13 protein-coding genes are annotated in these 11,871 nt (G+C 57.1%); 9 read left to right on the forward strand and 4 right to left on the reverse strand.

Going from position 1 to position 11,871, the window contains the following annotated elements; translation table 11 throughout:
* Positions 1 to 244 precede the first annotated feature (244 nt).
* Positions 245 to 1,933, forward strand: coding sequence for a tryptophan halogenase family protein (locus AC2FFP_RS14295; protein ID WP_496844468.1), 1,689 nt, complete (start codon positions 245 to 247; stop codon positions 1,931 to 1,933).
* Between the two features lie 95 nt (positions 1,934 to 2,028).
* On the opposite strand, the gene AC2FFP_RS14300 is transcribed toward AC2FFP_RS14295, so the two are convergent.
* A complete protein-coding gene (locus AC2FFP_RS14300) occupies positions 2,029 to 3,504 on the reverse strand; it encodes a sulfatase family protein (RefSeq protein ID WP_496881183.1) in 1,476 nt (491 codons plus the stop codon).
* Between the two features lie 215 nt (positions 3,505 to 3,719).
* On the opposite strand from AC2FFP_RS14300, the gene AC2FFP_RS14305 reads away from it, so the two are divergent.
* From AC2FFP_RS14305 to AC2FFP_RS14340, 8 genes are all read left to right on the forward strand, one after another.
* Positions 3,720 to 3,995 (forward strand): DUF6525 family protein, encoded by a 276-nt coding sequence (locus AC2FFP_RS14305; RefSeq protein ID WP_496844470.1) that lies wholly within the window; start codon positions 3,720 to 3,722, stop codon positions 3,993 to 3,995.
* Between the two features lie 248 nt (positions 3,996 to 4,243).
* A complete protein-coding gene (rpsA, locus tag AC2FFP_RS14310; protein ID WP_496844471.1) occupies positions 4,244 to 5,920 on the forward strand; it encodes a 30S ribosomal protein S1 in 1,677 nt (558 codons plus the stop codon).
* A 271-nt stretch (positions 5,921 to 6,191) separates the two neighbouring features.
* Positions 6,192 to 6,476: an integration host factor subunit beta gene (gene ihfB / locus AC2FFP_RS14315; RefSeq protein ID WP_037310872.1), complete on the forward strand. Its 285-nt coding sequence runs from the start codon at positions 6,192 to 6,194 to the stop codon at positions 6,474 to 6,476.
* A gap of 7 nt (positions 6,477 to 6,483) precedes the next feature.
* Positions 6,484 to 6,834 (forward strand): lipopolysaccharide assembly protein LapA domain-containing protein, encoded by a 351-nt coding sequence (locus tag AC2FFP_RS14320; RefSeq protein WP_496735491.1) that lies wholly within the window; start codon positions 6,484 to 6,486, stop codon positions 6,832 to 6,834.
* Between the two features lie 11 nt (positions 6,835 to 6,845).
* Positions 6,846 to 7,487, forward strand: a complete 642-nt coding sequence (locus AC2FFP_RS14325; RefSeq protein WP_496767105.1) for a phosphoribosylanthranilate isomerase — start codon at positions 6,846 to 6,848, stop codon at positions 7,485 to 7,487.
* A gap of 46 nt (positions 7,488 to 7,533) precedes the next feature.
* A complete protein-coding gene (locus AC2FFP_RS14330; RefSeq protein ID WP_496767104.1) occupies positions 7,534 to 7,869 on the forward strand; it encodes a hypothetical protein in 336 nt (111 codons plus the stop codon).
* A 67-nt stretch (positions 7,870 to 7,936) separates the two neighbouring features.
* Positions 7,937 to 9,184, forward strand: coding sequence for a tryptophan synthase subunit beta (gene trpB / locus AC2FFP_RS14335; protein WP_496767103.1), 1,248 nt, complete (start codon positions 7,937 to 7,939; stop codon positions 9,182 to 9,184).
* A 50-nt stretch (positions 9,185 to 9,234) separates the two neighbouring features.
* Complete coding sequence (locus tag AC2FFP_RS14340) at positions 9,235 to 9,858, forward strand: class I SAM-dependent methyltransferase (protein ID WP_496767102.1); 624 nt, start codon at positions 9,235 to 9,237, stop codon at positions 9,856 to 9,858.
* A gap of 31 nt (positions 9,859 to 9,889) precedes the next feature.
* On the opposite strand, the gene hmuQ is transcribed toward AC2FFP_RS14340, so the two are convergent.
* The 3 genes from hmuQ to AC2FFP_RS14355 all read right to left on the reverse strand — a co-directional run bounded on the left by hmuQ (position 9,890) and on the right by AC2FFP_RS14355 (position 11,845).
* A complete protein-coding gene (hmuQ, locus tag AC2FFP_RS14345) occupies positions 9,890 to 10,210 on the reverse strand; it encodes a heme-degrading protein HmuQ (protein ID WP_496767101.1) in 321 nt (106 codons plus the stop codon).
* An 84-nt stretch (positions 10,211 to 10,294) separates the two neighbouring features.
* Positions 10,295 to 10,672: a DUF2237 family protein gene (locus AC2FFP_RS14350; RefSeq protein ID WP_496767100.1), complete on the reverse strand. Its 378-nt coding sequence runs from the start codon at positions 10,670 to 10,672 to the stop codon at positions 10,295 to 10,297.
* 9 nt (positions 10,673 to 10,681) lie between these two features.
* Positions 10,682 to 11,845: a serine hydrolase domain-containing protein gene (locus AC2FFP_RS14355; RefSeq protein ID WP_496844474.1), complete on the reverse strand. Its 1,164-nt coding sequence runs from the start codon at positions 11,843 to 11,845 to the stop codon at positions 10,682 to 10,684.
* Between the last annotated feature and the right edge of the window lie 26 nt (positions 11,846 to 11,871).

An 11,871-nucleotide genomic window follows, 5' to 3' on the forward strand; every position in this document is an offset into this window, starting at 1 on the left:
GGCGGCCCGGTTTGCCTTTAACGCATCGCGGTTATGTGTACTGGCCGGGGCAGCGTGCCGTGACCGAGCGTCGCTTTGCCGAAAGAAGGAAAGTACATTCAGGTCAGGGCGCGCTAGACCCTAGCTGGACGCAGGAAACCTGCTATGCTTTGCCCATGCCAGAAGGGAAGGCTGCCATACAATCCTCAAAAACAAAAAGGGGAAGCAGCCAAAAAATCCCTCAAGCCAACAGGGACAGAACAATATGAATAATCGTTTGCGTAAGATCACTATCGTGGGTGGTGGCACGGCGGGTTGGATGACCGCGCTGATACTGGACATGGTGTTTTCACGCACCTCGGCCCCCAAGGATCGTCCGCGCATCTGCCTGATCGAAAGCCCCAATATCGCCACGGTTGGCGTAGGTGAGGCCACGGTGCCGCGCATGCCGGTCACGCTGCGCCAAGCGGGCATTTCCGAGCGGGATTTCTTCCGCGAGACCAATGCGTCGTTCAAGCTGGGTGTGAAGTTCTGCAATTGGAACAAGGACGCAAAAGGCAATCGCATCGATTACGTGAACCCTTTTGCCCACGGTCAGTTGTTGGAAGGATTGGAAGCCGCCGAGTATTTCTTACGCTTTGGCAACGGCGATAGGGATTTTACACAATCCATCTCGCCGCATGACGATCTGGCCCGCCTGTGCAAGGGCGGACGACCGCTGGGTCAGCCCGAGTTCGAGCAACGGTTTGGCTATGCATATCATCTGGACGCTGTGAAGTTTGCAGGCATGCTGACCAAGGTCTGCACCAAGCGCGGGGTGGAGCACATTCAGGATGAGGTGCAGACGGTTGAGCTGGATGAACAGGGCAATGTCAGCCATCTGATGTTAGAGCGTAAGGGCCGCCACGACATCGAGATGGTCATAGATTGCACCGGGTTCCGAGGTTTGATCATCAACAAAGCACTGGGTGAGCCGTTTATGGATTACTCGGATTACCTGCCCAACGACCGTGCCATGGCGTTGCAGATCGAACATCCCGACCCAGAGAAAATCGAAAGCGTCACACGCTCTACCGCACTGGGTGCGGGGTGGACGTGGCGGGTTCCGCTCTACAACCGTGTGGGCACAGGCTATGTGTATTCATCGGCGCATCGCACGGATGATCAGGCGGCCGATGAATATCTTGAATGGCTAGGCGACAGCGGAAAAGGTTTGACACCGCGTGTGATTCCAATGCGCATCGGGCGCGTGCGCAATGCCTGGGTCAAGAACTGTCTGGCCATCGGTTTGTCCGGCGGGTTCATTGAACCGTTGGAAAGTACTGCAATCCATATGGTTGATCATGCGGTGCGCTGGTTCGCAGAACACCTACCTACACGCGATATCGAACCATCGCTGCGGGCAAGATATAACCGGCAAATGAACAAGATGTATGACGAGGTCCTGGATTTCATCTGTCTGCACTATCGCCTGGGCAACCGCACGGATGATCAATATTGGATCGATGCGCGCACAGAGATGAAGATACCGGATCGTTTGGCCGAAAACCTGGAATTGTGGCAGCACCGCCTGCCCATGGAACACGATGTCGAATTTGCCACACTGTTTAATTTCCGCGTTTATCAGACGGTTCTTTTGGGCAAGCAGGTCTATGAGACCGGCTATGGGACTGGCATCCGTGATCGTCTGCGGCCGTTGAAGAAACCGATTTGGTTCCAGTGGTGGAAGGGCGCGAAGGTGGATCTTGCGCAGATCCTCAAGGCGATGCCGGATCACAAAACACTGCTGCGCGATATCCGAGGAGAGCTGGAGCAACCGCCAGCCTTTGGTATGGCGGCTGCGATGCAACCGACCGTCGCGATGCCGGGCGAACAACTTGCACCCGTGGCAATCCAGAACATGCCGAACCTTGCCGAAATCCAAAGCGGCAAGAAGGACCTGCAACTGTTCTAGAAGGTCCTAGCGCTCCGCGCAGCTTTGCGGTGGTGGCAGCATTGAACTGCGCTGCGCGGACCGAGGACCCACTGGAGAAATGCAAAATACCTGCGTTAAAGCGCGGGTCCTTTACGCAGCTTTTCCTGCTCGGACGGGGCCGGCGTGTGATTGAAGACAAAGGCCGTGCGGCAGGCTTCTTCTCCGCCCAGGTCTTCGATTTTCTTTCGCTGGTCGGCAAAGGCGCGGGCGTTTACCTCTTCGGGGTCACAGATTTCGCGCAGGCGGCGTTCCCCTTCGACCAGCGCAGTCTGAACCTGCGGGTCATTTACCCGATCCAGCGCGCGGTTGGTCTGTTCTTGAGGATCGGTTGACAGGTCGAACAATTGCGGGGGCTGTCCGACATAATAGACGTATTTCCATTCGCCCCATCGCACCATGAAACTGCCGGTTTTTGACCCACCATCGTGGTATTCGCTGAAACCGGTCCGATCGAGGTCGTCCGGCGCATTAGCCAATCCGATCAGAGACAAGCCGGGTTGACCCGCGTTGCCGTCGTCGTCTTCGACGCCGCAGACATCCCGGGCGGTTGCAGCGATATCGGTCAGGTTGGTACATGTGGTAACACGTCGCCCCGACGGGATACCCGGGCCGGCCGCGATCATCGGAATTCCTGCACTGGCCTCATACATCACCTGTTTGGTCCAAAACCCCTGATCCCCCATCATGTCACCGTGGTCGGATACATAGATCACCACCGTATTTTCGGCCTGATCACTGTCGGACAGGGCTTTCAGGACGCGCCCCACGCAATCATCCATCAATGAGGTCAGGCCATAATAAGCCGCCTTGGCTTCGCGCATTTTCTGTTCGTCGAAGTAATCTTCGTAGTTGAAGAACGCGGCGATGTTGCGCAGCTCTTCATGATCGGGCAGCCCTTTGCCATACCCGACGGGCAGATCCATCTGGGCTGGATCGTAAAGATCGTACCATTCCTTGGGACAGGTCAGGGGGTAGTGTGGGCTGACCAGCGACACAAATGCAGCCCAGGGTTTGGCTTGGCGCGCGGGATCGGCCAGCCAGGCCTCGGCTGCTGCGGTAATGTCCAGATCATAATCGGTATAGGTGCTGGACCCGACGCCCACATCGCCCGCCAGCTCGGAGGCCGAATCATAGTCTGGTGGGTTTTCGCGCAAAAGCCCAACGGCCCAGCCGACACCTCCAACCACGTGCATCGGCAGGATTTCCTCCGAGAAGCCATTGTCGTCTTGGTTGGACCTGAAATGCAGTTTTCCAATAGAGACGACCTCGCGCCCGGCGTCGCGCACCTGCCTCATCCAGCTGCGCGGATGTCCGTCATAGGGTGTTGCGCTGTCCCAGTTTCCTGTCGTGTGAACCCAGTCTCCGGTCGCTAGCGCCGCCCGTGTGGGTACGCACATGGGCGAAGGCGTGTAGGCGGACTCAAACATCGTTCCGCGCGCGGCCAGTGCATCCAGATTGGGCGTTTTGACAATCGGATGGCCAGCGCATCCCATTGCGTCTTTGCGGTGTTCGTCTGAAATGATGACGAGAAAGTTCAGGTCTTGACGCATGAGATCCTCCAACTTATTCAAAGCTTCGCAAGTGGCGCAGACTTTGCTGTTCGAAACACGACATTCTTCGCAGGAATCGGGAGTTGCGCCTAACGAGAGTGGTTGCACATGGTTTATTCTAATGTAATAACATAGCAAAACTATCGAGCGAGCATGACGATATCCGTTGACACCCGACAGTCTAGGTACGTGCGCGCCGATGAACGGAGCGCACAATGACTGACCGCAGAAAGAACCGAAACCTGCGCAGCCGGATCAAACGCCGCCGGCGGACGGGATTGCCAATGCAGGCCTATGACGCGTTGCCTGCCGAATTGCGATTGTGGCTTGCCTCGGCTTGTTTGCCGTGGAGCCCGGCCTCGGCGCTGCGCATTTGGCATAAAGAAGGCGGCGCGCATAGTCCCGATGATGCCTATTCGCGATTGAATGCGATTGAGCAGTCCATGTTGCAACGGGACGGGTGCGTTTGGGACATGGCGCGCCGAGTGTGACGGCGGCCGATGCCCTGTATATCAAGGCTTTCCTCTTGCACATGTCGAGAATTCGGCTTATACGCGCGCTGTCAACACAAGGGCGGTCAACGTCCGGATGACGTTACTGAGCAGGGCCGGGTCACCTCGGCCCTTTGTGTTTGTTTGCTCAGGGGCGCACCGGATCACGTCCGATGACACCATGAAACAAGACCGGCGGAGACAACCGCTCGGCCAGTAAAAACGTATGTAAAGGAAAACACTGCCAGATGGCTGATACAACCATGGAGGAATTCGAAGCCCTCCTGAACGAAAGCTTCGAAATGGACACGCCCGAAGAGGGTTCTGTTGTCAAAGGCAAGGTTCTGGCGATCGAAGCCGGCCAAGCCATCATCGACGTTGGCTACAAAATGGAAGGCCGCGTTGATCTGAAAGAATTCGCGAATCCCGGCGAAGCTCCTGAAATCGCTGTTGGTGACGAGGTAGAAGTCTACCTGCGCGCCGCAGAGAACGCCCGTGGCGAAGCTGTCATCTCGCGCGAGATGGCCCGCCGTGAAGAGGCATGGGACCGTCTGGAAAAAGCATATGCCGACGACCAGCGCGTCGAAGGTGCAATCTTTGGTCGCGTCAAAGGTGGCTTCACCGTCGATCTGGGTGGCGCAGTTGCGTTCCTGCCCGGCTCGCAGGTTGACGTTCGCCCCGTGCGCGACGCTGGCCCGCTGATGGGTCTGAAGCAGCCGTTCCAGATTCTGAAAATGGACCGCCGCCGTGGCAACATCGTTGTGTCGCGCCGCGCTATCCTGGAAGAATCGCGTGCCGAACAGCGTGCCGAAGTCATTGGCAACCTGACCGAAGGTCAGACCGTCGAAGGCGTGGTCAAGAACATCACCGAATACGGTGCGTTTGTTGACCTGGGCGGCGTTGACGGCCTGCTGCACGTCACCGACATGGCATGGCGCCGTGTGAACCACCCGTCCGAGATCCTGACGATCGGCGAAACCATCAAGGTTCAGGTCATCAAGATCAACAAAGAGACCCACCGCATCAGCTTGGGCATGAAGCAGCTGCAGGAAGATCCATGGGATCTGGTTGCTGCGAAATACCCGCTGGGCTCGGTCCATCAGGGTCGCGTCACCAACATCACCGACTACGGCGCGTTCGTCGAGCTGGAAGCCGGTGTCGAAGGTCTGGTGCACGTGTCCGAGATGTCCTGGACCAAGAAAAACGTCCACCCCGGCAAGATCGTTTCGACCAGCCAGGAAGTCGACGTCATGGTTCTGGAAATCGACGGTGCCAAGCGTCGCGTATCTCTGGGCCTGAAGCAGACCATGCGCAACCCGTGGGAAGTGTTTGCAGAAACACACCCCGAGGGCACCGAAGTCGAAGGCGAAGTCAAGAACATCACCGAATTTGGTCTGTTCATTGGCCTCGAAGGCGACATCGATGGCATGGTTCACCTGTCCGACCTGTCGTGGGACGAACGTGGCGAAGATGCGATCCAGAACTACCGCAAAGGCGACATGGTTTCGGCCGTTGTCTCGGAAGTTGACGTGGAAAAAGAGCGTATCTCGCTGTCGATCAAAGCCCTGGGTGGTGACAAGTTCGCAGAAGCCGTTGGCGGCGTGAAGCGCGGTTCGATCATCACTGTAGAAGTCACTGCGATCGAAGATGGCGGCATCGAGGTGGAATACGAAGGCATGAAGTCCTTCATCCGTCGTTCCGACCTGTCGCGTGATCGTGCAGAGCAGCGCCCCGAGCGTTTCTCGGTTAACGACAAGATCGATGTCCGCGTCACAAATGTCGACAGCAAGACTCGCCGTCTGGGTCTGTCGATCAAGGCACGTGAGATCGCCGAAGAGAAAGAGGCCGTGGAACAGTACGGTTCTTCCGACTCGGGCGCATCGCTGGGCGATATCCTGGGTGCAGCGCTGAAATCCGGCGACTAAGCTCAGGTTGGATTTTCAGCCGAGTTTACGGCCCCGTGCAGACGCGCGGGGCCGTTTTTGTTGCGAATCAATATGTTCCAAAATTTGGGCTTATTGCGGCCGTCGTTCACGCTTTAAGAGCGGATTTTGCCTGAACAAGCAAAAAATCGCGCGACTTTGCTGTAAAATGAATGCTTTGCACACAGAGTTTACGTTCCCCCGATCACGGTTTTTTCCTATACTGTCCAGAAGTATAGACATGGTTAACCGGTCGCCTGGGAGGGTAACACTCATGATCCGTTCAGAACTGATTCAGAAAATCGCCGACGAAAACCCACATCTCTATCAGCGTGATGTCGAGCGGATTGTGAATACCGTGTTCGAAGAAGTGACAGATGCTATGGCGCGTGGCGACCGTGTTGAACTGCGCGGCTTCGGTGCCTTCTCGGTCAAACAACGTGACGCGCGTGTTGGCCGCAATCCTCGTACGGGTGAGACCGTGCAGGTCGAAGAAAAATGTGTTCCATTCTTCAAAACTGGCAAGTTGCTAAGGGACCGATTGAACGGTAAAGCCTGACACCATGATGCGTTACCTTCGATATGCTTTCCTGGCGATCCTCGGGATCGTTCTTGTGTCAATCTCGCTGGCCAATCGCCAGATCGTCGAGTTGAAGCTGATGCCGGATGCCCTGGCCGAGTTGCTGGGGCTCAATTTCTCAACGTCTTTGCCACTGTTCATCGTGGTGCTGGGCGGCGTCGTGGCCGGTCTGATCATCGGCTTCCTGTGGGAATGGCTGCGCGAGCATAAACACCGCCGCGATGTCTCGACCAAGACCGGAGAAGTGCGCAAGCTTGAGCGTGAGGTCAAAAAGCTCAAGAAAAAGCAGAATGAGGGCAAAGACGACGTTCTGGCTCTGCTGGACGAAGCCAGCTAAGGCACCTTTATATGACCGATGTAGCTGTAAAAATCTGCGGGCTAACCGCACCCGATCACGTGCGCGCTGCGGCTGATGCCGGTGCACGCTACGTCGGCTTTGTCTTTTTCTCAAAATCGCCACGGCATCTGGACCTTGATGCCGCGGCAGGGCTGTCGCAGCTTGTTCCTGCAGGCGTGGCCAAGGTCGCGCTGACCGTGAATGCGACGGACGAAGAACTGGACCGTATCATCGCACGCGTGCCCTTGGACATGTTGCAATTGCATGGCAAGGAAACACCCCAGCGGGTTTCAGAAGTACGCGACAGGTTTGGCCTGCCGGTGATGAAGGCAATCGGCATCGCCGAGGCTGAGGATCTGAGCGCGATTGATCTGTATTCTGAAGTGGCTGATCAATTGCTGATCGACGCGAAGCCGCCGCGCACCTCCGAACTGCCGGGTGGCAACGGGCTTGCCTTTGACTGGAGATTGCTGGCAGGCCGGAAATACTGGCGAAAGCCGTGGATGCTGGCCGGGGGACTTACTCCGGACAACGTCGCCGAGGCGATCCGTATGACCGGCGCAAAACAGGTTGATGTGTCTTCCGGCGTCGAAAGTTCGCCCGGAGTTAAAGACTCCATTAAGATTTCTGAATTCGTTTCCGCCGCCCATTGATCTGCTTGCTGACCTCCCCCGTATATAACGTCGGGGAGGAACAAAGATGCTTGCAGCGATTGGCGGGGTTACCCTGAACCATTGGTACAACGCGCCAGAGTTCTTTTGGCGTGCAGGACAGGCATTGAAGCAGGCGCGCGGAGACCCATTATGCGAGCATGCGCAGATGTTCCCTCACGGTGGGCTCTACTTTTCACTCAGTGTTTGGCAAGACGCCGAGGCCATGCTGACATTTGCCCATTCGGGACCACACAGGCGCGTTCTTGCGGTGTCAGACCGGTTGTCCATCACGCACGAGTTCCACCATTTCTCATGCATTGCTGTTCCAACCGAAGAACAGGCCCTGCGGATCTGGAAGCATCGATACAGGCCCACAGAATGATACGTTTTGCCATGGCAAAACCTGTCAGCACCTCCTATGAACAACGGGTACGACGAGGGAGACACCCATGGCCAACGATCTATTCAATTCCTTCATGTCCGGTCCCGACGAACAGGGCCGCTTTGGCATCTTCGGCGGACGGTTTGTCAGCGAAACGCTGATGCCGCTGATTCTGTCGCTGGAAGAGGAATATGAGAAGGCCAAGGATGATCCGACTTTCTGGGCTGAAATGGACGATCTGTGGGCGAACTACGTGGGTCGCCCCTCGCCGCTGTACTACGCGGAACGCCTGACTGAGCACCTGGGCGGCGCGAAGATCTATCTCAAGCGCGATGAGCTGAACCACACCGGCGCACACAAGATCAACAATGTTCTGGGCCAGATCATTCTGGCGCGGCGCATGGGTAAAACCCGAATTATTGCGGAAACCGGGGCAGGGCAACACGGCGTGGCCACCGCCACCGTCTGCGCCAAGTTTGGCCTTAAGTGTGTCGTCTACATGGGCGCGCATGACGTACAGCGTCAAGCGCCCAACGTGTTCCGTATGCGTTTGCTGGGTGCCGAAGTGATTCCGGTGACGAGCGGCAGAGGCACGCTGAAAGACGCGATGAACGACGCGCTACGCGACTGGGTGACCAATGTGCGCGACACGTTCTACTGCATCGGCACTGTGGCGGGCCCGCACCCGTATCCGGCGATGGTGCGTGACTTCCAGTCAATCATCGGCAAGGAAGCTAAGGAGCAGATGCAAAAGGCCGAAGGCCGTTTGCCCGATACGCTTATCGCCGCCATCGGCGGTGGGTCGAATGCGATGGGTCTGTTCTACCCGTTCCTTGACGACAAGAGCGTCAACATCATCGGTGTTGAGGCGGGCGGCAAAGGTGTGAACGAAAAGATGGAGCATTGCGCTTCGCTGACCGGCGGTCGCCCTGGTGTGCTGCACGGTAATCGCACGTACCTGCTGCAGGATAATGACGGCCAGATCCTTGAAGGCTATTCGATCTCGGCCGGTCTGGATTACCCCGGCATCGGGCCTGAGCATTCCTGGCTGAATGACATCGGTCGCGCGAACTATGTCTCGATCACCGACAAAGAGGCGCTGGAAGCGTTCCAGCTGTGCTGTGCAACCGAAGGCATTATCCCCGCGTTGGAACCCAGCCACGCGCTGGCACATGTTATGAAGATCGCGCCAGAGCTGCCCAAGGATCACCTGATCTGCATGAACATGTGCGGGCGCGGCGATAAGGACGTTCAGACTGTGGCCAAATACCTGAACTTCGACATGTCCGATACCGAAGGACGTACTGCTGGCTAACGACTACCCGGGGCTTTGCGTCCCGGGTCTTTCATGCCACGCTGGTGGGCATGCAGGACGCGTCCAGTTCAGATAAACTCGCTCAAAAATACGATGCCGCGGCACCCGGCTGGGCGGATAAGATGCGTCTGCTGGGCTATTTTGACGCCTATCTGGGGTTTCTGTCGACTGGTTCAGCAGATGATTTAGGCCGGAACGGGCTGGATGTCGGGTGCGGGACCGGCGCTTTTGCCGAGGCACGTGCAGTCATTCAACCCAAAGGTCGGGTCACTCTGCTCGAGCCATCCGGGAAAATGCTGAAACAGGCCGAGGGTGCATTGGCCCAAAGGGGCGTTACGACCCAGACTGCCCGATCACGGTTGGAGAAATTTCACCCAGCCGAGCCCTTTGATTGCATTCTCGCCGCCCATGTCCTTGAACATTGCAGCGACCCCACCGATGCCCTACACCACATGCGCAGGCAGGCCACGCCAGCGGCAAAGCTATGGCTGGTCGTTAGCAAACCGCACTGGTGCAACGCGATTATCTGGCTTCAATGGCGTCACCGGTCCTACAGGCCGCAACAGGTGGCCAAGATGCTAAAGGATGCGGGGTGGCTGCTGGAGGCGGAGCACAGTTTTCCAACTGGTCCGCCCTCGCGCACATCGCGTGGCTATCTGGCGCGCGCCGTGTAAACATCAATCCGGTGTTGGCGACATGGATTGATCAGTTCTGATGCAAAACCGTTTCGAACCCCTCGAACTGAGGTGGTCCCACCAGAGCCGACTGCGTCTTGCCGTTGCCAGCGTTTTTGTGCGCATCCCGGAATTGTTGGGACTTGGTCCAGGCTTCGAAATCGCTGCGATTGTCCCAGATCACATGGCTGGAATACAGCCGATATCCGTCGTCTTCGGGGCCTTTCAGAAGGCGAAACTCCTGAAACCCTTGCAGTTCTTTCAAGCGGCTTTCGCGGTCTTTCCAAACGGATTCGAAATCGGCTTCGTTGCCCAGACGGACTTTGAAGCGGTTCATCGCGATAAAGCTCATAGCCTACCTCGTTTTTAACGGTTTTGCGCTTGCTAAACAAAGTGTCGGCTGGCGGGTTTCTTTGATGTGGTTTTGTCCCCGAGGTCAATCGGGTTTCGCGGCGTATTCGCGTAAGATTCCAATAGGGACGATGTCCAGCGCCCGCTGATGCGTGGCCTCAAGGTCGGCCTTGGGCGCGCAGCCCTCGTCATGGGCCTGCAGGAAACGCCCGGCACAAAGGCACCATTTGTCACCGGGTTTGAGACCGGGAAAGTCGAATTCAGGGCGCGGTGTGCTCAGGTCATTGCCGACATATTTGGAATAGGCCAAAAACTCGGCCGTCATGACCGCGCAGACCGTGTGACTGCCCTGATCTTCGGCGCAGGTGTTACAGGCCCCGTCCCGAAAGAACCCGGTCTGTGGATCGCGGGAGCAGGGGGCAAGGACGCCCCCCAGAACGTTTATGCTGTCCAGTTTTTGCATGAGCACACCTTACAGGCTTTGAGCGATCGTGCGGAACATTTCTATGTTCGCCTCGTTGACACCATCGTCGCGGAAATTGCGATCAGCCCCGGTTGCGACGATAACAACACCGCGCGGTTGGTCGAAATAGATGTACTGGCCATATACGCCACGGGCCAGAAACTCACCTTCATGCGCGCCAAGGGGGATCCACCACTGATAGCCATAGCCGATCTCTCCGGCCTTGGTGGGGGCGCTGGGAAAAACGGATTCCGCAATCCACTCAGCGGGCACGATCTGCTGGCCATTATGCTCGCCGTTTTGCAGGATCATCTGTCCAAACCGGGCAAAGTCGCGAGTAGTGAAGTTCAACCCGCCCAAGACGAAAGCCACGCCAGCACCGTCGGTGACATAGTAGCCGTCGCGTTCAAGGCCCAAAGGTTCAATGATCTTTTCGGTCAGCAAATCAGCCACAGATCGGTCCGTCGCACCGCGAACAATCATGCCGATAACGTGGGTGTCGATCGAGACATATTGCCATGTCTCGCCGGGCTCGACGAACGTTTCGTTCAGCGAGGCGGCAAAGTCATCCAGCTCTCCACCCAGGGCGACGACGCGACCCATTCGGTTGATGTCGGAGTTGTAGTCCAGATAGTCCTCGTCGAAGGTCACACCGCTGGCCATGTTCAGAACATTGCGGATCGTTGCGCCGTCATAAGCGGTGCCCTGCAGTTTCGGGGCGTATTTGACCACCGGATCGTCCAGCGAGTCGATGGCGCCTTCGGCCATCAGGATGCCGAACAGGGCGGACAGATAGCTTTTGGCGACCGACCAGGATATCCGGCGATCCTCGGGGGCGGTCCCCAAATAGTATTCTTCGAACCTGATCTGCCCGTCCTGCATCACCAGCAAAGAGGTTACGGCCCGGTCTTCGACCCATTTGTCCGTGCCCTCGGGCAGGTCAAAACCGGGGCCGTAGGGCAGTTCGAATGTCGCACCTTCCCCCCTTAGCAGGTCGACAGTCAGGAAGGCGTCATCCATGTGAGAGAAGTTGTAAATGATCTTTCCTTCGGAAAACAAAGAGTTCACTGCCATCAGGCGCTGAATCTCTTCGCGCTTCCAAACGCCAACGACCACCGCTGCCAGCACCAACATCAAAACGATGCGCAGCACCCATTTCATCAGGGTTCGCATATGTTACCTCCCGCTTTTGGTGTGCA

The sequence above is a fragment of the Ruegeria sp. YTSC004 genome, from assembly GCF_059609805.1.

What these genes read in the sequence shown, in the direction of transcription:
- AC2FFP_RS14295 (WP_496844468.1), top strand. Translation starts at nt 245, where the DNA reads ATGAATAATCGTTTGCGTAAGATCACTATCGTGGGTGGTGGCACGGCG.
- AC2FFP_RS14300 (WP_496881183.1), bottom strand. Translation starts at nt 3,504, where the DNA reads ATGCGTCAAGACCTGAACTTTCTCGTCATCATTTCAGACGAACACCGC.
- AC2FFP_RS14305 (WP_496844470.1), top strand. Translation starts at nt 3,720, where the DNA reads ATGACTGACCGCAGAAAGAACCGAAACCTGCGCAGCCGGATCAAACGC.
- rpsA (WP_496844471.1), top strand. Translation starts at nt 4,244, where the DNA reads ATGGCTGATACAACCATGGAGGAATTCGAAGCCCTCCTGAACGAAAGC.
- ihfB (WP_037310872.1), top strand. Translation starts at nt 6,192, where the DNA reads ATGATCCGTTCAGAACTGATTCAGAAAATCGCCGACGAAAACCCACAT.
- AC2FFP_RS14320 (WP_496735491.1), top strand. Translation starts at nt 6,484, where the DNA reads ATGCGTTACCTTCGATATGCTTTCCTGGCGATCCTCGGGATCGTTCTT.
- AC2FFP_RS14325 (WP_496767105.1), top strand. Translation starts at nt 6,846, where the DNA reads ATGACCGATGTAGCTGTAAAAATCTGCGGGCTAACCGCACCCGATCAC.
- AC2FFP_RS14330 (WP_496767104.1), top strand. Translation starts at nt 7,534, where the DNA reads ATGCTTGCAGCGATTGGCGGGGTTACCCTGAACCATTGGTACAACGCG.
- trpB (WP_496767103.1), top strand. Translation starts at nt 7,937, where the DNA reads ATGGCCAACGATCTATTCAATTCCTTCATGTCCGGTCCCGACGAACAG.
- AC2FFP_RS14340 (WP_496767102.1), top strand. Translation starts at nt 9,235, where the DNA reads ATGCAGGACGCGTCCAGTTCAGATAAACTCGCTCAAAAATACGATGCC.
- hmuQ (WP_496767101.1), bottom strand. Translation starts at nt 10,210, where the DNA reads ATGAGCTTTATCGCGATGAACCGCTTCAAAGTCCGTCTGGGCAACGAA.
- AC2FFP_RS14350 (WP_496767100.1), bottom strand. Translation starts at nt 10,672, where the DNA reads ATGCAAAAACTGGACAGCATAAACGTTCTGGGGGGCGTCCTTGCCCCC.
- AC2FFP_RS14355 (WP_496844474.1), bottom strand. Translation starts at nt 11,845, where the DNA reads ATGCGAACCCTGATGAAATGGGTGCTGCGCATCGTTTTGATGTTGGTG.